Below are 26,443 nucleotides of genomic sequence, written 5' to 3'. Positions count from 1 at the left end.
TTTACCTCCTTGCGATTATTGTGTATCTCGAAGTTTTATCACTTGCTTCTTTAAAGTCGTAGTCGTCATAAACTTCTATGTCACAAAATCCAATTTCTTCTAAAATATTTTTCACATAAGAAAGGTCGTAGGCCCTCTCTATGTGTTCTTCATAAAATCTCTTATAATTGTTGTCTTCAGTGTTTCTGAAAAAATTAACTCCATAAGTGTTGAGTTTTGACTCCCCATCAAAAATATTTTCCCAGATGTAAAAGACATCTTCAACTTCGTCAACAGTTACGGGGTCTATGTTTTTGAACTTGTACTCAGTGTTTAAGTCAAAGATAAAGATCCCACCTTCTCTTAGGTGGTCATAGGCTGACCTCAAAGCTGCCTCAAAGTCTTCCCTCTCTATTAAATAATTTAAGCTATCACCAACTGAGACTATGGCGTCATAAGTCCCTGGGGCAGAAAATCCTGCCATATTTTGCTTAAAAAGTCTTAAATTTCTACTCCTAATCTTATTTTCACAGACTGCCAACATGTCCTCTGACAGGTCAAAGGCATGGACCTTGTAGTCCTTGACAAGTTTCTCTGTAAGACCTCCTGTCCCACAAGCCATTTCTAAAATTAAGTCAGCTTCTAGAGATTTTTTCCCTAGAAGCTCTCCTATAAATTTATAAATTTTTTCGTAGTCAAGGTCGTACATGAGCTTGTCGTAAAAATAAGCAAAATCTCCGTACATCATGATCTGGCTTCAAGCTCCTTTAAAATTTCTTCTAAGACCCTAGTGGAGTTTTCGTGGATTACTACATCTGCACGCCTATCCATTGGTGTTGGGTCATTGTTAATTATAATCAAGTGGTCCACGTAGTTTGGCAAGAAGTTCACTGGTGAAACAGTAAGGGATGAGCCAACAACTATTAGGGTGTCAGTGGAATCAAGTTCCCTTGCTCCCCTTTCGAAGTCGTCTGGCATCATGTCGCCAAACATTACAACGTTAGGCCTTATTACTCCGCCACAAGCGTCGCACTTTGGTGGAATTTCTCCAGCTTCAACCTTTTTTCTCATTAGGGCAAAGGGATATTCCTTCCCACACTTCATGCAGTGGGTTCCACGAGTTTCGCCGTGAACTTCATATATATTTTTGGAGCCAGCCTTGGCATGAAGGTTGTCAATGTTTTGTGTGATTATTCCAGCTAAAAATCCTTCCTCTTCCATCTTGGCAAGGGCCTTGTGGCCTCCATTAGGTTCTTGGTCATTTAGGTCTTCTAAGATCTTGTAACCTTCCTTATAAAAAATTTCTGGATGGTTTAAAAGTCTGTCTTTGGAAAGGGCAAGGGCTGGGTCCATCTTGGAATAGTAACCAGATGATGACCTGAAGTCAGGGATGCCTGAATCTGTAGAAATACCTGCACCAGTTAGGGCAAAAACCTTCTTTGATTTTAAAATTAAATCTGCTGCTTCTCTAATCTTATCCATATCCTATCTCCTTAAAAAACAATATAGTGATAGATGAAATACAAAATCACAAGGGCAATAAGGGGCACAAAGTTGAACAAGTCAATAGCCTCTACGTCCCTATACCTAATCTTAACTTGACCTTCAGCCTGATTTTCCTTCTTTAGATTTTTCAAAATAAGCCTGCTAAAGACTATTGAGAAAATAGAAAGGACAACTAAAATTATAATTATTGAAAGCTCAAGAGATCCAATCTCACGAGAAAATTTTGTCTGCCTCAAAAAGTTAAATACTCTTTCATTTACATACCTGGCAGATAAAACTGCAAGGACGTTATTGACAAAGTGACCCAAGATTGCAGGCAGAATTGAGCCTGTAACTTCAATTAAACTTGCAAATAAAAGCCCCAACAAGAAGGGAGCTATAAAATTTTGGATGTCAAAGTGGAAGAGGGCAAAGACAAGAGCCGACACCACTATGGCAAACCTCTCTCCATAAACATTGTAGGCATTGGTAAGAGTTCCCCTGAAGAAAACTTCTTCACAAATTGCCGGCACAAGGCACATGAAGATTAAATAATTAAAAATCGGAACATTTTGTAGCATTAACTCCATGGGAAAATTTTTGTATTCAATAAAGTTTGAAAGAAGGGACAAAAATACTCCGTTAAGAAGTAAAATCACAGGATAAATTAATACCACAAGGATTATTGTGAGTCCCAAGCTCTTCATTGGGACCTTCTTGATCTTTAGGACCTCCTTAATTCTTCCTGTGGAAGAAATAAGTAGGGCTGGAATTAAAACAATTACTACCTCTGTTATTAAAGTCCCCCAAAAACTAAAACGTTCTTGAATATTAAAGCCAATTGTCAAAAATATAATTGCAAGAACGAGGGTCAAGGAGTTGACACTCATTACATTTAAATTTTTCTTCTTAAAGTTTCTCATTTTTTTCTTTATAAGTGTAGATGTAAGGGACATTCCTGTAGTGGTCGCCATAGTTTAGGCCGTAACCAACTATAAAGAGGTCCTCAATTTCAAAGCCAACATAGTCGGCACTTACATCTGCCTCTCTCCTTGAAGGTTTATCTAACAAGACGCAAGTCTTTATGGACTTAGGTTTATAAGTCATTAACTTTTCCTTCACAGCATAAAGGGTATTACCTGTGTCCAATATGTCATCGACTATTAGGACATTTCTTCCCTCAATATTCGTGCGAAGGTCTGTCAAGAACCTAACTTCTCCACTGGAGCTTTCGCTGTGGCCGTAACTTGACGTTGTTAAAAAATCTATTTCAACTAATCTATCTATCTCTCTAACTAAGTCTGCTGCAAAGATAAAACTTCCCCTTAAAAGAGAAATAACTACGAAATCATCTTCGAAGTCTTTTTCAATCATCTTGCCCAGGCTTACAACTTTTTCATGTATCTCTTCACGAGAAAATAAAATTTCTTTTTCCATAATTCCTCCAAGTACATTATATCAAAAACTTGTAAAAATTCATCTTTAATTGCCATTATAAGCCTGGCTTTGGTATAATACCCTAGAAGGTGATCTTATGAAAAAAAGTTCTTTTGAACTTGCATTGAATAAATTATTAATCCTCTACATAATAGACAACTTCAACCACAGACTAAAGGAGAATGACCTGTCTTATTTTGTATTGGATATTGAGCTCTTTAATTATTTTTACTTCAAACAATATTTAAAGGAGCTAGAGTCAACGGGCCTTGTCCTCTTTGACAATGACAAAAAATATTATCTATCAGAGGACGGAGTCAAGACCCTAAATATTTTCTACGAGCAAATACCTGAAGAAAATATAAAATTTTTGGACGAGAAGATGGAAGCCTACCACCACGAATTACTTTTAAAAAATTCTGTCTCAGCAGAAGTCATGGAAAGAGATGGGAGCCACTACGCTCAACTAAAAATTAGAGACGACGAGATCGAAGTATTAAATTTAAAAATTGAAACTTCAGATGCCACTATGGCGAAGAAAATTTCTGCTAACTTCAAAAAAAATCCAGAAGAAATTTATTCAGAAATTTTAAAAATTTTGACAGAAGAAGAAAATAAATAAGCAAAAGAAAAAGGACCACCAGGGTCCTTTTAGTTTGTAGGCAAACCTAGAGATGTTTTCTGGGTTTGTTTTTTTAATGTTTTTATAAAATTTTACCTCGGGATTCTTTCAAACTTTACTTGTTTAATTTCAAATCCACTGGTGTCCATACTAAAGGAGTTTTTGCTATCCTTATTCAAGTGTGCCTTTATAATATTTCCTTGATACAAGAAAGTATTACTTGCACAAAGAATATCATCGTAAGACCACATGCTTTCATTGACATCATTGAAGTTTATTAGATCCTTAGCATTTCTTTCAATATAGTCCTTATCAACAAGTCTATTAAAGGCCTTGTTACAAATTGCTACAACCTCTTCTCTTGTTATAAACTTATCGCCTTCATACTTAAGCTTTCCTTCTTCATAAATCTTTAGCCAACCTTCCTCACAAGCTGCTTCGACATCACCCATTGCCCAGTGACCAGCCTTTAGATTCATATGGTTCCCACTTGCATTTGAAAGTTCTTGGAATCTCTTTAAGCATGAAATCCATTCGTTTCTTGTAATCTTCTTTTGTGGATTGAAGTTTCCATCATCATAACCAGTAAACACTCTAGCTTCAGTTACTATTTTAATAGCCCTAGTGTACCATCCTTCTCCAATGTCCTTATAAGAAATTTTGAAATCATCATGGTACTTGTAGCCGTCCTCAATAAGGGCGTTAGCAAGAATTTGCGCAGCCTCTGCACGAGTAAGTCCATCCTTAGGTCTAAAACTTCCATTAAAACCCTTTATATAGATTACTTCTTTAGAGTAAGAATTATCACTTGATGGTATAGGCTTTCTTGCAAATTTTTCTTGGAAGAAGGCCTCACTATTTACTTCAGGATACCAGTGCCTTGAATTATCAGGATATCCAAAATCTTCTTCACTTGGCCTAAATTGGCTACCAGGATTTGAGTCTTCAGGATCCTGTGGATTATCATCTCCCGGATTAAGTGGAAATTCTGGTCCTGAGTCATCAGGATCCTCAGGCTTTTGTCTAGGTCCAGGTTCTGGTTTGTCATCATCTGATCCACTTGGCTTGCTTGGATTTTCAGGATTTTCTGGTTCATTTGGCTTATCAGATGGATCTTGATTTTCTGGTTTATTTGGTTTATCTGGTTTATCAGGCTTTTCTGTTGTTCCTGGCACATCTGGTGTATCAGGTTTATCAGGCTTTTCTGTTGTTCCTGGATCATCTGGTTTCTCTGGTATATTTGGTTTTTGGTCATCAAACTGAGCAGTTATAGTTGTGTCTTGTGTAAACTGATGACGAGCCTTAAAATCAAAAACTTCATCGTTTTGACTTCCACTTAACCACTTGGATAATTTAGGCTCATTCTCCCCATTATTTATATCAAATTCTGGAATACTAACCCAAGCCTTTGGATTTACATAATAAATTTTACTATCTTTATTATTTGCCTTTCTTGTTGGATTAACTGTAACTTTTACATAGTTGATGTTTAGGTCAGTTTTTTCAGCCTCAGTTAAAAATAAAGGTTTATCTCCTGATGTATTCGCCTCATAAATATTTTTGTAAAGCTTTATTGGTATTTCAATTACTTTTTTATCTTCACTAGTACCAAATTGTACCAAAGCCCTAATCTTTACTGTGCGAACAAGTTCATCCTTATCAGACATATTTTTTTCGCTGCAAAGGTCAAAAAGTTTTTCATCAGTTAATGCTCTTCCATTTTCATCTACAAACTCTAGACTTGCAATAGTTCCACTATCTTTCCCTGACCAAGTAACAAGACTCATAATATCAGAAATTTTAGGTGCAAAACTATTAGTCCACTTATCATTTGGATCCATAAAGGATTCTGTTGTCGCAAAACACCTTGCCTCAATTTCAGACCAATCAAATTTTGCAGTAAAGGTATGGTCTTCTTCAATAGGTGTGTTCTTGTTTAATAAGGAAGTGTCCCATCCTGTAAATTCTCTTCCAAGGTCTGGTCTTATATGGTGCTTATCAGATATATTTTCGCCTGCTTTTAATAGGTCAGGCACTGATAATAAACCAAATTTGAGACCCTTTATAACATAATAATTAATTTCTTTAACCTCATTGCCTTTAAGATCCCTACCAAAGGAGCCACCATCAGAAGCCTTAAATGTTACTTTTACATAACCATCTGGTACAGGCTCCTTAGGATTTTGACATTCAATTACACGAGCATCTTGGTAGTAGAAGTTGATTTCATCAGATCCACTTCCATTAATACCTAAGAATTTATTTGTTTCTTCATCAATATCATAGAAAAGTTGCTTTTGTGGTTTTTCATCCTTTGCCAAAACCCAACCTGGTATAGGTCTATAATTTCTTGCATCAAAGTCACGACATTCACTGGTAACTTTCTCTTGTCCAATTATGCTGTTTTCTCTAATGAGTCTTTCTTTTTCTGCGGGATCTGTAGCTTTTTCTATTGCTTCTTTAGCCCTTACATCCACATAATTTACCTTATATTTACGTGTTTTATATCTTCTGTAGAAAAATTTAAAAATATTATTTTCAAAATTTGGATTCTTGCTTGATACACCCGTTTTTTGATCCACAACATTTTCAGCTTCTACACGGATTGTTTGGAAATAGGTGTTGTTGAGTTTTACCCTATCGTTATAATCCTTGTATTCCTTGTAAACATCAGAATCCTTATGAGCCATAAGTTCTTCATCAGTCGCTAAAATCCATTCTTCGTTTTGTTGGTCCCCAATTGTCGCTGCTAAATAGTTGACACGCTTATCTACAACATCTTCCTTTAAAGGATTTTTTGAAATAGACTTATCGAGATTAAAGTTTTCATCTAGGAAATAATGCTTAACTTTGACATCAACGGTGTCCGTCGGCACCCAAATGGCTTTTAAATAAATAGGGCTGACCACATCATTGCCAAAGGCATAAAGCTCTGGACCGCCTGAAGCCTTGCGGTATGCTTGACTGTAGTCTGTGTCCAACTCATCAGTGTAGTTGCCATCCTTATCCTTCTTATAACGGATAAGTTCCCATCCACGGAATTCGTATCCCTTTCGATTTGGTTTTTCCGGCAAGTTTAATATTTGGTGTTGGACTACTGTAAAGACTTGTTTGTCGCCATCTTTTTCTCCAGCTAGGGGATAAGTTACTTCTTTTTCTTGTCCAATATCCCCCTCTTTAATTGATTTTTTCTCAACAGTTAGATTATCAGTATTGATATTTGATAAAGTACCGCCATTTGCATCAAAGGTAACCTTCCACTTGTAATCAGGTTCGCCCCACTGAGCATATAAGACTAAATTTCTCGCCGGCATGGTTTCATTGTTTTTCCATACAAGCTTTTGTCCTTTAGTATCCATTGCCCAGCCCTTAAATTCCCATGAATCTGGTATTCCCTTAGGCTTTTTCGGCTTGTGGTCTTTATCAAGATTTAATTTCTTTAAAGGGTAATCGTAGAAAACCTGAATTTTGTCCTTATCTGTATAAGATGAAGCTTCCTTTTCTTTTGATGGGTCATTGTTGAGTTTTATCTCATACTTATTTCTTGAGTATTCAAAGACCAAATAACCATTTTGCTCAAAATTTGCAACGCTGCTATCATATTCGTTTTCATCTTCCTCTAGGTCTTCAATAGGCTTCTTTAAATCTTCTTTTTCTTCTTCATTTAGTGAGTTAATTTTAGGGAAGGCATACATAAAATACATCTTGCCCTTTTGTCTTTTCTTGCCTTTATATCTATAATAAAGCTCAGGAAATGGCGTTATATCATTTCTTTCTTCATTCATTTCCTCTTGCAGGTCATAATCATCTAATTTTTTATCAAGTTTTTTACTTTTACACTTTCTCGTAAAACCTTGCAGGTCCGGCTGTGTAAAGTCATAGTCTGAATTATCTACATCAGATTTTACCATATAAAGATCATAGTCATAGTTTTGTTCGTCTTCTTCAAAACCATCCAGCAAAAAGTCTTCGTGAATTGGCATAACATTAGAACTTTTACCTTGATCAATGCCAAAGGCTATATCAAAGGGTCCCGCCTTTTTGGCAGCCACCCCTTCGCCCATAGGAATTTCTTTTGCTAAACCTTTTGTACTCAATTCCGGATAATCCACAAATTGATTGGCAGTGAGCCTATAAGGAGGGGTATCACGATAGTTACGGTTATATCTAACATCTTGCAAGATAGACCATCCTACAGAATTGTAGCCCTCTTCAAAACCAGTGACCTCCAAGATGTCATTGGGCCATAGACCCAAAAGACTTTGGTTAAAGCGAGCCTCAAAGTGATAAGGTGCTCCCGGTTTGCCCAGCACTTCTCCATTCCTTGTTAGTGTCGGATAGAAACTCCTGTTGAATAAGCCTTTAGTAAACCAAAGCTTGTAGACCTGCCTATCGTAGTAGATGTTATATACAGTCTCTCCTGTAGCTGACACTGTCTTTATAAGGCTTGGGTTTTTGCTATCGGCATTTTGCTTATTAGTAAGGTCTTGGTTGTAGACATAAAACTTATTAAGGTAGGGGATTTCCATTTTATCAGTGCCATTGGGATTGTTGACCTTTACTTTCTCCCCGGCGTAAATCCTTTTTAGTCTACCAGCATCTAAATCTGTAAACTCTACGCCTTTTACAGGTTCTTTTTCAAGTTCTGGTCGCATACCTACTTTCTGATCCTTATATACATGGGTTCCTACAAAGTCATACTTATCCAAAAGTTTAGCATCCTTTGGATGATCCGCCTTTTCTGCCCAAAACAAGACTGTATAGTCTGCTTCTTTTTTAGTTTCCCATTGGGCCGTAAAGGTTACTTTTTTCGCCGGCATTTGTAAATTAAGGTCAAGATTTAAGCTTGGCTTACCTAATGTGTCCTTCATGATTTCATCTTTTTTGAAAACAGTATCTTTACCATTTATATTTCCCTTTAAATCTACAGAAGGCTTCCAGCCTTTGAGTATCATACCAGCCTTAGTTGGCATATCCCCTTCTGCAATCTTTGGAATTTTTTGTTCATAATATAGGGTCCTTGCAGGTATTGGCGTACCATCAGCACAATCAAATACCACATCATTGTAGGCACGATTGTAGCGGTACTCTAGTTCAAAGTCTTTGGTGTCTTCTGGAACTTGGGTCATAATAAATTTTGCCTCTGGCTCAAATCCCTCTCTTTCTGTTTCATCTAAAGGTTTGACTTCCATTGTAGAGCCAGTGCTACCTGTTTGTTCCCTTGTAAAAGCATTTTCTGAACCATCTTTGTTAGCATATTTATTAAGATCTCTTAAGGTTTGGAATACATGCTTAACTTTAACTTGTGCTTTTTTAGCCTTATATTTAAAGTCTTGTTCCCCTTGGTGAATATTTACACCATCTTCTCTTTTTATATCTCCTTCTTCTGCTTTCCTTTTTATTTCATCATAATTTATTGAAAAGCTATCTTTAGGTTTTATATAACCAGTAAGGTCAGGTAGTTTAATTATTTTTTTTACCCTTGCTTTATCTTCTTCGCTTATAGCTGCACCAACACTTGCTACGTAAGGCTGATAATTTTTCTTGTATTTCTCGCCCTTTTGTACCTTATAATTTGTGCGGTATGTATAAATGTCAGCTTGGTCTTTGTCTTTTAAAAATTCTGCTGCCTTTTCATTATCATTAAGTTTATAAGGTGAAACGGCTAAAGTATTAATAGGATCTTTTTCCTTTGACAATAAGATTAAATCTGTACTGCCTGCAAAAGCTTGTAAGGGAATTGTTAAACCCATGCATATTGCTAAAAAAAGTGTTGTAATTCTTTTTAAATGTTTTTTCAAATTTACTCATCTCCTAAATATACAATAATAATATATAAACCCCCTCAACATGCGGCTAGAGGATTTTTTTAGGAAAAAATTATACAATATTTTTTTTGAATTGAAAATAAAAAAATTTACATTCCATAAAAAAATGTATATTTTTTTTTACTTTATTTTCAATTTTCTTTTACAAGTCGTTTGCTTTCAAATGTTTTTCTTTTTCTTAGACGGTTTTAACCCTTAAAATTTCCCCCAAATAATTCATAAAAATTTACTATATGCAAAAAAATAAAGCCGCTAGGGCTTTATTTTTAAACTTAAATTAAATTTTTAAATTCTATACTCTCTCATATTTCTTCCCGCAATGGCAACTGTTGATGCATTGTGAAGGAAGGCTGAGCGAGTGTTTGTCACATAACCCAAAACGCCAAGGATAATTAGGGCTCCGTTAAAGGAAATAATTTCCCTGTAATTTCTGTGAATTCTTCCTTCGAGAGCTCTTGCAATTTTTATTACGTCGATGAGTTCCTTTAGGGAGTCAGACTTAATGGATATGTCTGCAATTTCCTTTGCTATGTCTGCACCTTCATGCATAGAGATGCCAACATCTGCTGATGAAAGAGCAATGGAATCGTTGATGCCGTCTCCAATCATAACTACAGTTCTGCCTGCTTCCTTTTCCCTATCTACATAATTTTTCTTGTCTTCTGGTAAGACTTGAGACTCGTAATAATCAAGCTCAAGTTCTTTTGCTACAGCTCTTGCAGAATTTTCTGCGTCGCCAGTTAGCATTGCAATTCTTGTGAAGCCAAGTTCTCTTAGGGCATCAATAGTGAATTTTGCATCTTCACGAACTGGGTCCTTGATGCAAATTACTGCAATTAGTTTTTCATCAAAAGCAAGATATAAAAGTGAATAGTCTTCTTTTAACTCTTCAATCTTATCTTCTTGATCTTTGTCTATTTGAATCTTTTCATCTTCAAGTATGAAGTGGGCAGATCCTATTAAGGCAGGTTTTCCTTCAATAGTTGATTTTATTCCATGAGCCACAATGTACTCTGGCTTTGAGTGCATTTCTTCGTGCTTAAGGTCCTTGTCCTTAGCAGCCTTTACAACTGCATTGGCAATTGAGTGTGGGAAGTGTTCTTCAAGACAAGCTGCAATCCTTAGACATTCATCTTCATCGTGGTCATAAAAGGCAATTACCTTCTCAACCTTTGGTTCTGACTTTGTAAGAGTTCCTGTCTTGTCAAAAACTATGGAGTCAGCGTGGGCTAACTTTTCAAGATACCTTCCACCCTTTACAAGAATTTCTCTTTCTGATGCCGATGAGATTGCCTTCATTGTTGCAATTGGCATTGTAAGTTTTAGGGCACAAGAGAAGTCCACCATTAAGAAGGACTTGGCCTTGATAAAGTTCCTTGTCAAAAGATAAGTTAGTCCTGCTCCAAGGAAGGAATATTTTACAATTGAATCTGCAAGAGATTCTGCCCTCTTTTCTGCAAGAGACTTATTCTTTTCACTTTCTCCAATTAATTCTATTATATGGTTGATTCTTGAGTCGTCATATTTTTTGGCAGTCTTTACTAAGAGAGCTCCTTCTTCTAAGGCAGTGCCTGCAAAGACAGTCTTGCCTTCAGTCTTTTTAACAGGAAGGGACTCACCAGTTAGGGAGGCCTCGTTGACCATGCCGTAACCCCTAATTATTTCTCCATCAACAGGAATAGTTGAACCCATGTTGACTTCAACAAGTTCGCCAATTTCTACTTCTTCAAGTTTCTTTAAATACTTCTTATCTCCCTCAACTACAAAGACCTTGTCAACATTTAATTTTAAGGACTGAGCTAGGTCATCCTTAGACTTTTTTAGTGTGTACTCTTCTAGTTCTTCGCCAAGTCCTAGCAAGAACATAATGCTACCTGCGTCGCCAAACTCTCCATCAAGTATAGATACACCAATTGCTGTTGCATCAAGTAGGCTCACGTCAAGCTTCCTATTCTTAAGGCTCCTTAAACCAGCCTTGATGTAAGGGATGGATTTTATAATTACCCCAATTGGTCTCAAAGGCATTGGCATAATTTTTGTAAAGAAAATCCTCCTGTACATGGCGTCACGCAAGATGTGAAATACTTCCCTATTATTTTGTGGTACAAAGTCTGGATCATCGATTTCAAAGTCATCTAAGTCACTTAAGTCAAAGTCCAAGATAAATCTTGCAATCTTAGGAAGAAATTTCTCTTCATAAGTTACAGTTATTGAATTGGCAAGGGGAGAAATTTTGCAGAACTTAACTCCCTCAAGCTCTTCAATTTTATATTTTAATTTATTTACATTGGAATCTGGAAGGCTCCCTTCGTAAGTGAAACGAGCTCTCCCCAGAGTCCTGCTAGCAATAGAAGCAATCATCTTAGTCTTCTACTTCTTCTTCAACAACTTCTTCTTCAACAACTTCTGCATCAGCAACTTTTTCTATGTCTACTTGAGCCTTTCTTTCAGCTTCCTTCTTTTCGTCTTCAGCTTTTTTAATTTTTGCTTCAGCAAGAATATCTTCGCTAGTAACTTTTACATTTTCAAGATTCTTGTCAATGCCTTCTTTGATTTTTAAACCACCAGCAACAGTATTAACTGCTAATTTTTTTGCAGTGTCTGATGCAAGAATTTTTCCACCAAGGGCACCTACTACTAAACCTAATCCTAAATTAATTAATCTCTTATTCATTATAAAAACCTCCTAAATTTTTTCTTTGCCTTCATTATACCCAATAATCTATAAATTACAATCATTTTTTTAAAAAATTTCCTAATTAAGCAAAATTTTAAAATAATTTTTCAATAATACAATGATATTTAAAATCAATTATTTACTAATTTATGGCTACTTGAAATAAATCTTAATATTGTTAATGATTCCTGCTTTAATTTTGATTACATTTATCATCAATAGCTAATATAACATAAATTGATTTTTGATTTCAATTTTGAAAATCTAATAGTATCCCAAACCTTGTATACCTTTAAGCCCTATTAAATTGATTTAAGGAGTTTTTATTTTATAGAAAGTTTACATACCAAAAAAACCTATAAGGGTTGATTTTTAAGTTCAACCCCTATAGGTCATTTAAGTTTACTTTCTTTTATTAAAAGCTTTTGAAAATTTTATTAACTTTGCTTGTTTAAAAGTAATTCAAAGGTCGTTCCCTGACCTAGTTGTGAAGAAATTTTTATTTCTCCCCCAATGTTTTGTAAGATGTGTTTTACTATTGAGAGGCCAAGACCTGTTCCACCAACTCTGCGTGACCTAGACTTGTCCACCCTGTAAAATCTTTCAAAGATCCTTGCAAGGTCTTCTTGTGGGATTCCAATTCCTGTGTCGGCAATTATAATCTTGTAGGCTCTTTCTTCTTCAGAAATTTTTACATCTAGCCTTCCCCCCTCCTTGTTGTACTTAAGTCCATTGTTAATTAAGTTGGAGAAGAGTTCCCAGATCATGGTCCTGTTTTCAAAGACAGTGCCTTGTCCTTCAAGCTTAACTTCAAGATTTTTTTCTTCAATTAAATTTTCATATCCCTTTAGAATTTCAGAAATAATTTCTCTTAAATCAACTCCTTCCTTGTCATAGTCTCCTGCATTTTCAAGCCCAGAAATTTTCATAATGTCCTCAACAAGACTTAGGAGTCTCTTTGAATCATCGTAAATTAATTTGTAAAATCCTTCCTTGTCCTTGTCTTCTACTAAGTTATTGACAAGAAGTTCTGAAAAACCACTTATTGATGTCAAAGGAGTCTTTAGCTCGTGGCTGACATTTGATGAAAATTCTTCACGAAGTCTTAGGGCCCTAATCTCTTCTGTCTCATCAATGAAGAGGATCAAAAGTCCCCTCACCCTCTTATCTTCATAGACTGGATTGACATAGCACTTGTAGTCTCTGTCGCCAATTCTTCTTATGGCTTCGATGCTCTTACCCACAAGGGCCTCGTCAGTCATTTTTAAAATTTCTTCATCTCTTATTAGGTTGATTATATTTTCTCCGAGGATTTCTCTCTTGGACTTAAAAATTTTTCTTGCAGAGTCGTTCACTGCCAATAGGTTTTTATTTTCGTCAACAATAACAAGGGACTCCCTCATATTTTTTAGGATTGTATTAATTGTGTCCCTCTCTCTTGCAATCTCTCTGTAGTTTTCATCTATAGTAATCTTTTGTTTTTTTATCCTATTGATGAAGGGACTTAGCTCTGGAAAAATATTTGTGTCGAGGCTAAGTAGGTCTTCTTCAAGACTGTTAAGTGGATCAAAGGTCTTTTTAGTTAAGGTCTTTGAAACGAGAGCTGCCACTATAAAAATCACTATAGACATTAAGATGTCAAGAGGAAGGACCTTTGTGAAGGCACCGATTAAGTTGTCCATCTCTCTGGAGATTCTAATCATATTTCCATCATCAAGCCTTAGGCTGACATAGTAGAGGTCCTTGGAAAGTGTGTTGGAATATCTTTCCACTTGGGCATAGCCAAGTCGTTTTGCTTCAATGACTTCTGGTCTATCCTTGTGAGATGGTAAGAGCTTTACATCCTTCTTTGAATCGTAAAGAACTTGTCCGTCATCTCTTATCAAAGTTATCCTGAAATCCAATTTTTTATTTGCAAGTCCTTCCAAGTAAGTTATATCATCTTCATGCTTGTTGAGACTTTCCCCCATGGTCATGATGATGCTTCTCAGGTCTTCGTTAGACCTCTTGGCATAGCCAGAATAAAAAATAAACATGGATGCCACAGTTGATAAAAATAAGGTCAAGAGGGCAATGCCAAGGAGGTATCTGAAAAATCTTTTCTTCATCTTATTCCTCCTTGGTCATCATGTAACCAATACCCCTAATAGTTTTTATTGAGCCTCTCTTGTCGCCAAGCTTGTCCCTTATTAATTTTATGTGCATATCCACAGTCCTAGTTTCTCCCTCATAATCATAACCCCAAATTTCTGTTAAGAGTTTCTCACGAGATATAACTATGTCCTTATTTAAAATTAAGTATTTTAAAACTTCATATTCTTTTAAACTAAAGTCAACTTGGACTCCATCAATGGTAACGGACCTGTTCTTGTCCTTAATGACAATTCCATTGTAGTCAAGAACTCCTGTGTCCACAACTTTTTTGCCAGCACGTCTTTCCACTGCCCCAACTCTTGATAAAAGTTCCATGACAGAGAAGGGCTTCTTGATGTAGTCGTCTGCTCCTTCGTCAAGGGCAGAGATCACATCGTATTCTGAGGTCTTGGCAGTTATCATTATGACCCAAGTATCCCTTGTGTCTTCTCTCTCCCTAAGTCTTTTTAAAATTTCAATACCATCCATATCAGGAAGCATTATGTCAAGGAGGACGAGGTCAGGCTTTCTTTCTTCAAGAGACTTGAAAAAGTCCTTGCCCCTTTCAAAGGCCCTGACCTCATAGCCCTTAGTCTTTAGGGAGTATTCAATTAATTTTAAAATTGATGTATCATCTTCAACGAGATAAATTAGCATAAAATCATCCTTATAAATTTTGATTTCTTATTAAGTTCTTGAACCTTCGAGAGTAAAAATCACCCAGTCAGCAATGTTAACTCCATGATCAGAAATTCTTTCCAAGTACTTGGCAATCATTATAAAATCAATGGCAACTGCTGGGTCAAAATCTGCCTTAATTATATCAATTAATTGGTCTCTTATCATTACAAAATACTTGTCGACTACATCATCTTCGTCGTCAATTTTTTTAGCAAGATCAAGATCTAAATTTACGAATGAATCAATAGACCTATTTAATAAGTTTACTGTGGCCTCAGCCATCTCTTTAATAAGCCCTAGACTTGACCTGTCACAGTCATCAGGAAGACCCATGCAAATTTCTGCAATGTCTCTTGCGTTGTCACCAATTCTTTCTAAGTCTGTTATCATCTTTAAGGCAGAAGAGACCCTCCTAAGGTCACTTGCTGCCGGTTGTTGCTCTACAAAAATTTTAAGGCATTGGTTTTGGATAGTCTTTTCGTATTGGTCTGTCCTCTCTTCGTCATGGATGACATCTTCTGCAATATTTTTATTCTTTTCATCTAAAAGTGAAATTGCTTTTTTAATTGCAGATTCATTTATACTTGCCATCTCCAAGAGCAAGTTGTTTAAGTGCCTTAATTCTTCATCAAATCTTTTTCTCATTAGCCGAACCTTCCTGTTACATATAATTCTGTTTTTTCTTCCCTTGGGTTTGTAAAGATGTCCACAGTCTTTCCCTTCTCAACAATTACTCCATTTAAGAAGAAGGCAGTTTGATCAGATATTCTTGATGCCTGTTGCATGTTGTGAGTTACCATTACAATGGTGTACTTATCCTTTAGGTCTTGGGCAAGGTCCTCAATCTTTCCTGTAGAAATTGGGTCAAGGGCAGATGTTGGTTCGTCCATTAGAATTACTTCTGGATTAACTGCAAGAGCTCTTGCTATACAAAGCCTTTGTTGTTGGCCACCTGATATAGAAAGGGCAGACTTCTTTAAATCATTTTTTACTTCATCCCAAATGGCAGCTTGTTTAAGTGATGACTCAACAATTTCATCAAGCTCAGCCTTGTTTTTTATCCCATGGGTCTTTGGTCCATAGGCAATGTTTTCGTAGATGCTCATTGGAAAGGGGTTGGGTTGTTGGAAGACCATGCCCACTCTTTTTCTAAGTTTATTTACATCATAATCCTTGGCGTAGATGTCCTCGCCATCAAGTTTTATTTCTCCATTAATCTTGCAGCCAAGGACTAGGTCGTTCATCCTATTTAAGCATTTTAATAGGGTAGACTTGCCGCAACCTGATGGTCCAATAAAGGAAAGAATTTCCCTTTCTTTTATGTCTAAATTTATATTGTGAAGGGCTTGAAAGTCTCCGTAGTAAAGATTCAAGTCCTTAACGCTCATTTTTGTATTCATTATTCAACCTCACTAAGTTTGTTTGCAAGTTTTGTGGAAGACCAGTTAATTATTAAAACTAAAATCAATAGGACCATGCCAGTCGCATAAGCTTCTCCAACGTGCTTACCTTCTGATGACAATACATACATGTGAAGGGCAAGGGTCCTTGATGATGATTTAAGAGAAGTTGGAAGTGATGTCGCTGTTCCCAGTGTGTACATAAGGGCAGCAGTTTCTCCAACTACACGGCCTACAGATAAAATTATCCCTGATAAAATTCCTGGGATTGCTATTGGTAGCACAACCTTAAAGATTGTCCTAAGTTTACCTGCACCAAGGGCAAGTGAACCTTGCCTCACTGATGGGTGAACTGACTTTAAAGCTTCCTCTGTTGCCCTAATAATAATTGGCAGAATCATAATAGAAACTGTTAGGACACCAGAAATCACTGAGAATCCCATTTTTAATTTTAGTCCAAAGAACAACATCCCAAAAAGTCCATAGACAATGGAAGGTATGCCTGCAAGAGTTTCTGTTGCAAGCCTAATTGCCCTTACTAATTTGTTTTCTACCCTAGTGTACTCAACTAGGAAGATGGCAGTAAAGATTCCTATAGGTGATGCCAATAAAATTGAAAGGACAACTGTTAAAAGTGTTGTTACAATGGCAGGACCCATAGAAAGATTTTCTGTTGAATAGTTAAGAGATAGCATGCTTGGTTTAAAGGACATGGCTCCCTTTACTACAACAAATAAAACTATAAAGACTAGGACTCCAAGAGTCATTGCAGAAAATAGTCTTGTAGTTATTTTATAAAAGGACATCTTCCCAACAAAGTGAAGTCCAAGAATTGAAATTATAAATAGGGCCAAGAGACCTAGGACAATTATTTTAGTCATTTTTTTCTCTCCTATTCTTAACTATGAAGAAGCTTGTATTTATAATCAGTATAAATATAAATAGGACTCCTGCTGTTGCTATTAGAGCTTGTCTGTGGTCGCCAGCAGCATAAGCCATTTCCAAAACAATATTTGTAGTCATAGTTCTAATTCCCTTGAGAGGGTTAAGTGTAAGTCTTGTTTGGTTACCAGCAACTAGGATTACTGCCATAGTTTCACCAATAGCACGTCCAATTCCAAGTATTATCCCTGCAAAGATTCCTGATCTTGCAGCAGGTATCATAACTCTTGTTATAGTTTCATCGTGACTTGCGCCAAGAGAAAGTGAACCTGAGTAATAAGACTTTGGCACAGTCCTAAGTGAAGCTTCTGCCATAGAAATTATTGTTGGTAGAATCATTATTAAAAGTAGAATTGCCGCACTTAAAATATTCATTCCATTTCCACCAAAAATACTTTTGTTAATAGGAACAATAATTGTTAGAGCAAAGAAACCATAAACAATTGATGGGATCCCTGTCATTAAATTAAGTCCTGGTTTTAAAATCTTGTAAAATTTTTTGGGACAATCAAAGGCCAAGTAGGCTGCCACCATAATGGCAACTGGCACTGCCCCCAAACATGATAGGGCTGTAATAATTATTGAGCCAAGTATCATGGATAAGATTCCATAAGTTGGCGGTTGATTCATAGGTGCCCAAGAGTCATTTAAGATAAAATCCTTCACTCCCACCTTAGTCAAAAATCCTATTGAATCTTTGAAGATAAATAGGCAAATTAAGAGTAAGAAGAAAATCGAAAGAACAGAACAAAGTAGGAAGAAGTACTTAGATACTTCTTCCCACGAAAATGTCCTGGTCCTCTTGTCATCTCGAGGGGCCTTTATATTAATATTTTCCATTTTATTTCCTTTGCATTTTATTTTGCAAGTTCTGACCAATCTGTTAATTCTCCAGTAAAGATTTGTTTTAAGTTATCCATAGTTACATCTTCTGCAGGGTTTTCTTTGTTTACTATAACTGCGATACCATCTCTTGCAATAACTGTGAAGTCAAGAGCCTTCTTTTCTTCGTCCTTAAGCTCTCTTGATGCCATACCAATTTGTGCAGTTCCTTCCATTGCAGCAGTCATACCTGCTGATGAACCATTAGATTGGATATCAATTTCAACCTTAGGGTTCTTTGCCTTATAGGCTTCAACAAGTTTTTCCATAAGAGGAGTAACAGAAGTTGAGCCTGCAATAGTTAACTTTGCATCGTTATCAATTGGCGCATAAGTTTCGCCCTTTGCATCGCCAACATATCCTTCATCTTCACAAATCTTTTGTCCTTCATCAGACATGATAAACTTAACAAGGTCCATAGCTTTTTCATCTAGGTCTTTTTTGTAAGCAAGGTTAAAAGGTCTTGCAAGCTTATAAGTGTTTGCCTTAATGTTTTCTGGAGTAGCTTCAACTCCTTCAAGCTTTAGGGCCTTGACATCATCATTTAAAGATCCAAGAGAAATATAACCAATGGAAGCGGCGTCATTTTGTACTGCAGTAAGAACTGCATCAGTAGAAGATTGAACAGCAGCTTCTGCATAAGTATTGTCAGTTTCCTTGTCTCCATCCTTAATAAGAACACCAGTTAATTCAGTGAAGGCTGACCTTGTTCCAGAGCCTTGTTCCCTTGATATAACATTAATTTTTCCAAGAGCCTTTCCTTCATCTTTTCCACCAGCATTTGCAGTGGCTTCTTCCTTTTTGTTTCCTCCACAAGCGACAAGACTTGCAGCAAGACCAAGAACCATAGCAACTTTTCCAAAACTTTTTAACTTCATTAATTTTCATCCTTTCAAAATTTAATTTATTTTTTATTTCATGGTCATTATAATTTTGCTTTGTAAATTGCCAAGAAGTCTTTTGTAAACTTTGTGTAAATTATTTTACTTTTTAACCTTTATCCCTTGTAATGTAAATTTTTACAATAAAAAAAGAGTTAGTTTCCTAACTCCTTAGTCCTCTATTAAAAATCCCATTTCCCCCAAGACCACTTCTATCTCTTCCATGACTTCTTCGTTTTCTGCTACTACTGTGTGGTAGTGGACTCCACCAGTTAAGACGTCAAGGGGTTTGGACTTTTCTTCATCCATCTTTTCTAAAAAAATTTTTATGTCCCTTCTTGATGAACAATTTAAATCTTTTTTTATCTCACCATAAACCTTGTGGTGGACAATGACGTCCTTAACAAGTCCTCCCAGGTCAACAATGGCTTCTAGTTCTTTTTTTATGTCCTTGTCACTGTGCTTGACCTTAAAAACTTTTTGGGTCCTGGCTTCGTTTAAGTAGTAGCCCCTATTGGTTGAGACAATATCCTTACCGCTGGCCCTAAGTATTGCCATGTCTTGGACTATAACCTGTCTTGTTACATCAAACTTTTTTGCAAGATTTTCTCCCGACATTGGCTTTTGACTTTCGTATAAAAATTTTAACAAGTCTTCTCTTCTTGATTTTGGATCTAACATATCTCCCTCAATAGATTTTCAAATTTTTCATGGATAGGTCAAGGACTCCTGCACTATAAGTTATTGCACCTGAAGAAATATAATCAATGTCTAGGTCCCTATAAGAATTTATATTTTCAAGGCTAATGTTACCCGAGCACTCAATGATGGCTCTCTTATTAATTATCTTGCAGGCTTCTTTTATCTCTTCTATATCCATGTTGTCTAACATTATTATATCAGCTTTTGCCTCTAAGGCTTCCCTAACTTGGTCAAAATTTTCTACTTCAACTTCAATTTTCTTTACAAAGGGATTTAGGCTTCTCACTTTTTCCACTGCCTCTCTTATTCCACCAGCTGCATCTATGTGATTGTCCTTAAGCATAATCCCATCAGATAAATTGTACCTATGGTTGTAACCTCCACCAAGTGTCACTGCATACTTTTCAAAGACCCTCATGTTAGGTGTTGTCTTTCTTGTGTCAAGAATTTTTACATGGTCGCTGTCAAGGGCATCAACCATTTTCTTGGTGTAAGTTGCAATCCCGCTCATCCTTTGCAAAAAGTTTAGAGCTGTCCTTTCCCCCTCAAGGATTGCCTTGGCTCTTCCACTTATTTTTCCAATTAAGTCCTTATTATTAACCTCATCGCCATCAGAAAAATAAAATTCAAAAGCCACTTCTTGGTCTAAGATTTCAAAGACCCTCTTAAAGACATCAAGTCCTGCAAGGATTCCCTTGTCCTTGGCTATTAAAGTTACCTCAGCCCTTTCATCCTTTAAGATGGCATCAGTGGTAATGTCACCACTTGTCATGTCTTCTTGCAGAGCTGCAAGTATATACTTGTCAATTAAGATTGGCTTTAGCTCTCTCATCTTCTCTTATCCTTTCAAAAATAATTTTTTTCTTATCTTCTCCATCAAGGTCTTTTGTGTCAATTAGAAAATTTATTTCTTTTTCTTCAAGTTTATTTTCATTTAAGTAGTCTGCCAAAATTCTTCCAAAGACCAGGCACTCTAAAAGTGAATTGCAAGCAAGTCTATTGGAACCATGAATTCCAACATTACCAGCCTCTCCAACAACAAAGAGTCCCTCTAGGTTAGTCCTTCCTTGGATATCACACTCAATTCCTCCCATGGTGTAGTGTTGGCAGGGAACTATTGGAATATTTTCGTATCTTGGGTCTATCCCCCTGGCTCTTAACTCATCAAAAATCATTGGAAATCTCTTGGGAATTCTTTCTTCTCCAAGGGGCTTCATAGACAAATATTCAAAGTCCACTCCCTCTTTTTCCATTTCATTTTTTATGGCACCTGCTACTATGTCTCTTGGCTTCATTTCATCTGTGAATCTCTGGTCCTCGTGATTAAGTAGGACTGCACCTTCTCCCCTAGCAGATTCAGATATTAATAGTTGCCTTTCCACTCCCTCTTCATAAAGGGAAGTTGGATGAAATTGAATGTAAGATATGTCCTTTATCTTGACACAATTTTTTATTGCCATGGCAAGTCCGTCGCCTGATATATGAGGAAAGTTTGTAGACTTGTCAAAGAGTCCACCTAGTCCACCAGTTGCAAGGACAACATTTGTAGAAATAAAAATTTCATCACGAGACCTTGCTCCGTAACACTTGCCATCTTTTACAATAAGGTCAAGTATGGGAGTGTCTTCAAATATTTCTATGTTTGTTCTTTCTCTTAGCCTTTTATAGAGGACATCCAAGATTCCCTTGCCAATCTCGTCGTCAATGTGAAGTCCCCTTGATGCAGAGTGACCACCCTCTCTTGCATAATCAAGCTGACCATCTTTCTTTGTGAACTCAACTCCAAGATCCATTAAAAACTTAATTGCCTCTTGGGACTTGTCCACCATGGTCTCAACTGATTTTAAATTATTTTTGTAGTGACCAGCCTTCATGGTGTCTTCGATAAAAACTTTTCTGTCGTCATCATCTCTTAATACATTTATCCCTCCTTGGGCAAGATAAGAATTTGAATCTTCTAACTTTTTCTTAGTTACAAGACCAATTTTATAATCTTCACTTAGTTCTAGGGCAGTGCTGACTCCAGCAAGACCTGACCCAACAATTAAAACATCAAATTTTTTCATCCTATGCACCTAACTCCAACATTTTTTCTAGTGGCTTCAAAGCTCTTTCCCTAATTTCTCTTGGTACTTCCACTTGATTTTTATTTTCTTCTAAGACTTCAATAATTTTATCTACACTTAATTTTTTCATGTCATCGCAAATTGGTCCCTTGGCAAGCTTCCTAAACTTGACCTCTGGATATTTTTTCTTTAACTCAGTAAAAATTCCTTCTTCAGTTACAACTAGCACATCATCATACTTGCCTGCTTCATTAATAATTGCCTTTGTAGACCCTATGAAGTCAGCAAGGTCTAAGACTTCTTTCCTACATTCTGGATGAGCCAAAATTTTTACCCTGCCCTTGTAGGCCTTCACATCTTCAAGGTCTATCTCGTCGTGAACAGGACAGTAGCCGTCGTTTAAAATGACATTTTTATCTGGCAAGGACTTTTTAATATACGCCCCAAGATTTTTATCTGGCACAAAAAATATATTCTTTTCTTCTAATTTATTTACAATCTTTGCAGCGTTGGAAGATGTCACACAAATATCCGAGTAGGCCTTGATCTCTGCAGTAGAATTTATGTAAGTCACAACTGCTAGGTCATCGTAGGCTTCTCTCATCTCCTTAATTTTTTCAATGCTCACCATGTGGGCCATGGGACAGTCTGCTTCAAGGTCAGGCATCAAAACATTCTTGCTTGGATTTAAAATCTTAACACTTTCTCCCATGAAGTAGACTCCTGCCATGACTATGGTTCCTTCTTTTAGTTCAGTAGCCTTTTGAGCCAAGAAAAAAGAATCACCTATGTAGTCAGCCACAGCTTGGATCTCTTCATCAACATAAAAGTGTGCAAGTATAACTGCATCCCTCTCTTCCTTTAATTTTTGTAATATTTCAATTTTTTCTTCTAAAGTTAAATTTTCTAAATTTTTCAATCTCACCAATCTCCTAATAAATTTTGCTTAAAATTATATTACAAAGAAGTAGACAGGACAAGTCAAGTGTATATACACTAGCTCAGCTTAACTTGAAAATTTATATTTTTTGAATAAGTTTTATTTCTATAATTATTTATCTTAAATGACTAAGTTTTTATTAGTCATTAATTTTTTACTAGGAAAATAAAAATTAAAAGTCACTGGACTTCCACCCTTTGTTATTTAAAAACTTACTTGGGTATCATAGTAGTATAGGATATTGTTTTAAAGCGATAAAGGAAAGTGATTTTATGAAAAATGATGCTTTAAGAAGAAGAGAACATGAAGCCGTTAGATCAGGCGTTGGTTATTATGACTTTACTCACCAAGTACTAGATGTAAAGGGCAAGGACGCTGCCGACTTCTTGGACAAAGTTTTTGTAAATGACATAAAAAATATGAAAGATACCCACGCACTATATACAACAATGTTAAATGAAGAAGGCAAAATCATCGACGACGTAATAGTCTTTAGACTAGAAGCGGATAAATTTTTGATCTCTACCCTCTACATTGACAAGATGATCCAGTGGTTTGACAAATTTAAAAATGGCTTTGAAGTTGAATACAAAAACATCACAGACAAGCTAACAATGTTTGCTATACAAGGACCAAAGTCCAGGGAACTTGTAAATAAAATAGTAGACAAGGACATTTCAGATTTAAAATTCTTCACAATTGAAGACAACTCTCTTGGTGATTTGGACCTAATGGTAGCGAGAGCAGGCTTCACAGGTGAACTTGGCTACGAACTTTACGTGGAGTCAGACAAGAAAGACATCTTAGAAGAAAAAATTAAAGAAGCTGGCAAAGAATTTGATTTAGTGAACATCACAAGTGATGTAATCATTGGCAGTCTACCAGGCGAAAAGGGCTACGTTCTTATGAGTGACCTTGAGGGCGCAAACCCACTTGAAGTAGGTTACGGCTGGACAGTAGCTTGGGACAGCGACTTTATTGGCAAGGAAGCCCTCCTAAAGGCAAAAGAAAATGTTACTCGCGACCTCTTTGGCTTTGAATTATTAGAAGATGGTCAAGTTGAAGCAGGTGACGAAGTCCTACTCGATGGCAAAAAAATTGGCAGAGTAACAAAATTCACTTACGGCTACACAGTAGAAAAATTCATTGGCTACTGCATGATAGAAAAAGATAAAGCAGTAGAAGGCAAAAAAGTAGAAATAAAAACAAAGGCAGGCAGCCTCGAAGCAAAACTCTGCGACAGGGTATTTTATGATAAAGACAACGAGAGAGTAAGAGGATAAAATAAAAAAATTCAAAAGTTATAAGAAATCATGGAATTAGTGAATTTAGAAAAACTAATTTATAGAGTCTTTGGGCGGCAAGATAAAAGGCTATGAGTTTTAATACTCACAGCCTTTTTTATTTTTGGTTAATATAAAAAATGTTATTCTAAACTTCTTATCCTATCTACAAGACTGTTTTGACTGTGCTTTTCATAGAACCTACCTGTAAATATTATCCCAATGATTATATTTACAAAGTTGACAAGTATAAGTGGCATGATTACAAATTTATAGGAAGTCCACTGAGTCTGTTCCATAAAATCCATCAAGATAAATTTATCTACAAGAAGCATAATGATGAAAGAAAATACTAAGCCACATAAAGAATAAATCAAATTCTTTTTCACCAAATATTTTTTAATATTTTTCTTTGTCATTCCAATTGCTTCAAGGATTGATAAGTTAACCATATTTCTCAAAATTTCAGTAGCAATAACATTTATAAAATTCAGTACAGAAATTAAAAACAATACTATAGATAAACTATAACCCACAAATTCTATAAGATTTTTGAAATCTTTAAAAGACTTTATTTGAAGATCTCTTGAGTCATAGGAAAAGTCTGGCTCATTTTCAAAAGATTTTAATAACTTATCAAAATTTTCCTTTTCACTATCTTCTGCATCAAATCCATAGGACATTATACTTTTATCTCCTGTGAGCTCTTTATACTCATTCGGCTTCATATAAATGTATTCCAGGCCTAAAGTAGGACTAGATTCGTCGTTTATATCTTCCTTAATTACAGGAAAATATCTAAGACCATTTGAAAAATTATATTCAATCTTTCCCATCACTTGGACTTCTTTTACCTTGTTTTTAAGATTAATCTTTATTTTATCACCAGCTTTAAATGAAGATTTTTTATTACCAAATTCTCCAATGATAATATAATTTCCTGTTTGCCATTTTTCTTTATCAAACACTCCATCTATAAATTTTTGTTTGTTTATTAGATAGTCATCTATACCAAATAAAATTGGTGCAGCTTTTTTGTCTTCTATTTTAATATCTGGATAATCGTACTCATAACCATAGGAATATAAAGCTCCTCCAGCTTTAAATCCCTTTTGATTCTCTATTTCATCAATGAAATTATCCTTGATACCGTCCTCACTTCCTGAGTACATATACCTAAAATATTTTGGGCTTGCTATATTATAGTCCGTTGCAATTACATCAGAAATTCCCTTTTCTAAATCAATATTGCCAGTATAAGTTAAGACACTATTTAAAATAACAGCAGAAAGGCTAATGGAAAGAACTATGGAGATAAATCTAAACTTATTTGAGAACACCTGTCTTCTTGCAAGCTTGCCTAAAGATATATCCTCGCTTTTATATTTACTTTTTATCTCGATTTCATTGTATCTGCTGGCATCTATTGGAGAAACTTTTGCTGCATACCTTGCAGGTCTCATCACTGATATAAATACTGTAAGCAACGTAAAGGCTGTCGAAAATAAGATAATTATGATTATTACCGCTAGAGATAATTTTACATCCGTTAACATATCATTATTTGCAAATATTTTATTTAAAATGATTTTTCCGATAGAAATTCCTACTATATCTCCAACTATTATTGCTGGAAGGGAGACTGCTAAAGACTCTAGATGAACGAGTTTTTTGATTTGCGGTTTTGTCATTCCAATTGTTTTTAAAAGTCCCAGAAGTTTAATATCTTCATTTACGGATATCTTAAAAATATTATTTATTATTAAGTATCCCGCTACAATTACTAAAATCAAAAAAGCTAAGAAGGGTAGAAATATTTTAAAATCAAAACTAGAATCACCAGATAAAAGATATGCAAAGTTAACACCAATTCTTATTTCTTTGTCGGATAGATTTCCAGGGTCATCTACCACTTTATAACCATTTCTCTCTGCAATTTTTATAAGTTTATCCCTTATCATAAAGGAATTCTTTAGCATTACTTCCAAATCTTTATTATTTTCTGGAAGGGATAATTTATCTACATAAGCTTTTGATAAATAGATTTGTCCTACACCAACATTGGAATCAATAGGATTTTGAAAAGTCCCCGATATAATAAATTTATCACTTCTTTTTTTGATAATTTCTCCTGTGTAAGGTTTTTCTATTGTGAAAGGGACTTCTATCTCTTCTCCGATTTCACCCTTATAACCTAATTTTTTAGCAGTAGCTATATCTATAAATACTTGGTTATCTTTTTCTGGAAACTCCCCCTTAACTTTTTCTATTAGAGACCATTCAAATCCTTTCTTATTCATATAAGATAGTTCTGCCATAACTTTTTCATCATCAAGAATCCCAACTTTCTCTCTAACTGAAAAATCCTTTATATCCTTATCATGGGTTAATATTTCTACATCTTCATCACAAATATCTTTAAAAGAACCATGGCTGATTGTTCCAACAGTTTTCATCGTTTGGGTTTCCATGCTTTTTCTAAACCTAAGGCTACGGAAAACAGAC

At 35.7% G+C, this 26,443-nt stretch carries 21 protein-coding genes; 2 read left to right on the top strand and 19 right to left on the bottom strand.

The window, feature by feature from the left end:
* Position 1 precedes the first annotated feature (1 nt).
* Genes ACWPVO_RS01785 through hpt form a run of 4 tightly spaced genes read right to left on the bottom strand, consistent with a single transcriptional unit; the run spans position 2 to position 2,901 of the window.
* Positions 2 to 727: a class I SAM-dependent DNA methyltransferase gene (locus ACWPVO_RS01785; RefSeq protein ID WP_005957794.1), complete on the bottom strand. Its 726-nt coding sequence runs from the start codon at positions 725 to 727 to the stop codon at positions 2 to 4.
* Complete coding sequence (locus tag ACWPVO_RS01780; RefSeq protein WP_060799565.1) at positions 724 to 1,461, bottom strand: SIR2 family NAD-dependent protein deacylase; 738 nt, start codon at positions 1,459 to 1,461, stop codon at positions 724 to 726. Before ACWPVO_RS01780 ends, ACWPVO_RS01785 begins: the two co-directional genes overlap by 4 nt.
* Before the next feature lie 11 nt (positions 1,462 to 1,472).
* Complete coding sequence (locus ACWPVO_RS01775) at positions 1,473 to 2,438, bottom strand: CPBP family glutamic-type intramembrane protease (RefSeq protein WP_454206143.1); 966 nt, start codon at positions 2,436 to 2,438, stop codon at positions 1,473 to 1,475.
* On the bottom strand, positions 2,374 to 2,901 hold the full coding sequence (gene hpt, locus ACWPVO_RS01770) for a hypoxanthine phosphoribosyltransferase (protein WP_060799566.1): 528 nt from the start codon (positions 2,899 to 2,901) through the stop codon (positions 2,374 to 2,376). The genes ACWPVO_RS01775 and hpt overlap by 65 nt, the downstream gene beginning before the upstream one ends.
* A 97-nt stretch (positions 2,902 to 2,998) precedes the next feature.
* Between hpt and ACWPVO_RS01765 the strand changes: the two genes are divergently transcribed.
* Positions 2,999 to 3,523: a DUF4364 family protein gene (locus ACWPVO_RS01765; protein ID WP_250341664.1), complete on the top strand. Its 525-nt coding sequence runs from the start codon at positions 2,999 to 3,001 to the stop codon at positions 3,521 to 3,523.
* A gap of 92 nt (positions 3,524 to 3,615) precedes the next feature.
* On the opposite strand, the gene ACWPVO_RS01760 is transcribed toward ACWPVO_RS01765, so the two are convergent.
* The 14 genes from ACWPVO_RS01760 to nadA all read right to left on the bottom strand — a co-directional run bounded on the left by ACWPVO_RS01760 (position 3,616) and on the right by nadA (position 22,640).
* Positions 3,616 to 9,276 (bottom strand): S-layer homology domain-containing protein, encoded by a 5,661-nt coding sequence (locus ACWPVO_RS01760; RefSeq protein ID WP_454206141.1) that lies wholly within the window; start codon positions 9,274 to 9,276, stop codon positions 3,616 to 3,618.
* Positions 9,277 to 9,636: 360 nt separating this feature from the next.
* On the bottom strand, positions 9,637 to 11,712 hold the full coding sequence (locus ACWPVO_RS01755) for a heavy metal translocating P-type ATPase (protein WP_454206139.1): 2,076 nt from the start codon (positions 11,710 to 11,712) through the stop codon (positions 9,637 to 9,639).
* Between the two features lies 1 nt (position 11,713).
* Positions 11,714 to 12,025, bottom strand: a complete 312-nt coding sequence (locus ACWPVO_RS01750) for a DUF6110 family protein (protein WP_195443572.1) — start codon at positions 12,023 to 12,025, stop codon at positions 11,714 to 11,716.
* Positions 12,026 to 12,465: 440 nt separating this feature from the next.
* Positions 12,466 to 14,136 (bottom strand): ATP-binding protein, encoded by a 1,671-nt coding sequence (locus tag ACWPVO_RS01745; protein WP_454206136.1) that lies wholly within the window; start codon positions 14,134 to 14,136, stop codon positions 12,466 to 12,468.
* A 1-nt stretch (position 14,137) separates the two neighbouring features.
* Positions 14,138 to 14,818, bottom strand: a complete 681-nt coding sequence (locus ACWPVO_RS01740) for a response regulator transcription factor (RefSeq protein WP_454206134.1) — start codon at positions 14,816 to 14,818, stop codon at positions 14,138 to 14,140.
* 30 nt (positions 14,819 to 14,848) lie between these two features.
* A complete protein-coding gene (phoU, locus tag ACWPVO_RS01735; protein WP_454206132.1) occupies positions 14,849 to 15,487 on the bottom strand; it encodes a phosphate signaling complex protein PhoU in 639 nt (212 codons plus the stop codon).
* A complete protein-coding gene (gene pstB / locus ACWPVO_RS01730; protein WP_454206130.1) occupies positions 15,487 to 16,242 on the bottom strand; it encodes a phosphate ABC transporter ATP-binding protein PstB in 756 nt (251 codons plus the stop codon). Before pstB ends, phoU begins: the two co-directional genes overlap by 1 nt.
* Positions 16,242 to 17,123, bottom strand: a complete 882-nt coding sequence (pstA, locus tag ACWPVO_RS01725) for a phosphate ABC transporter permease PstA (RefSeq protein ID WP_454206128.1) — start codon at positions 17,121 to 17,123, stop codon at positions 16,242 to 16,244. Before pstA ends, pstB begins: the two co-directional genes overlap by 1 nt.
* Positions 17,116 to 18,024, bottom strand: a complete 909-nt coding sequence (gene pstC, locus ACWPVO_RS01720; RefSeq protein WP_148465150.1) for a phosphate ABC transporter permease subunit PstC — start codon at positions 18,022 to 18,024, stop codon at positions 17,116 to 17,118. Before pstC ends, pstA begins: the two co-directional genes overlap by 8 nt.
* 17 nt (positions 18,025 to 18,041) lie before the next feature.
* Positions 18,042 to 18,944 (bottom strand): substrate-binding domain-containing protein, encoded by a 903-nt coding sequence (locus ACWPVO_RS01715; RefSeq protein WP_454206126.1) that lies wholly within the window; start codon positions 18,942 to 18,944, stop codon positions 18,042 to 18,044.
* A gap of 174 nt (positions 18,945 to 19,118) precedes the next feature.
* A complete protein-coding gene (locus ACWPVO_RS01710; RefSeq protein ID WP_148465148.1) occupies positions 19,119 to 19,628 on the bottom strand; it encodes a transcription repressor NadR in 510 nt (169 codons plus the stop codon).
* Between the two features lie 7 nt (positions 19,629 to 19,635).
* A complete protein-coding gene (gene nadC, locus ACWPVO_RS01705; protein ID WP_412275735.1) occupies positions 19,636 to 20,481 on the bottom strand; it encodes a carboxylating nicotinate-nucleotide diphosphorylase in 846 nt (281 codons plus the stop codon).
* Entirely contained in the window at positions 20,453 to 21,715 is a 1,263-nt protein-coding gene (locus ACWPVO_RS01700; protein ID WP_454206123.1) for an L-aspartate oxidase, read from the bottom strand. The genes nadC and ACWPVO_RS01700 overlap by 29 nt, the downstream gene beginning before the upstream one ends.
* A 1-nt stretch (position 21,716) precedes the next feature.
* Positions 21,717 to 22,640 carry a quinolinate synthase NadA gene (gene nadA, locus ACWPVO_RS01695; protein ID WP_454206121.1) on the bottom strand — a complete coding sequence of 308 codons (924 nt, stop codon included), beginning with the start codon at positions 22,638 to 22,640 and terminating at the stop codon, positions 21,717 to 21,719.
* A gap of 287 nt (positions 22,641 to 22,927) precedes the next feature.
* On the opposite strand from nadA, the gene ACWPVO_RS01690 reads away from it, so the two are divergent.
* Positions 22,928 to 23,938, top strand: a complete 1,011-nt coding sequence (locus ACWPVO_RS01690; protein WP_454206119.1) for an aminomethyltransferase family protein — start codon at positions 22,928 to 22,930, stop codon at positions 23,936 to 23,938.
* Positions 23,939 to 24,081: 143 nt separating this feature from the next.
* On the opposite strand, the gene ACWPVO_RS01685 is transcribed toward ACWPVO_RS01690, so the two are convergent.
* The gene (locus ACWPVO_RS01685) at positions 24,082 to 26,394 is read right to left on the bottom strand and encodes an FtsX-like permease family protein (protein WP_454206117.1); all 2,313 of its coding nucleotides are present in this window, start codon (positions 26,392 to 26,394) and stop codon (positions 24,082 to 24,084) included.
* Between the last annotated feature and the right edge of the window lie 49 nt (positions 26,395 to 26,443).

The sequence above is a fragment of the Peptoniphilus sp. Marseille-Q6390 genome (assembly GCF_965119475.1).
Note: the sequence above shows the minus strand (reverse complement) of the source record. Positions and strands in the feature narration are given on the sequence as shown.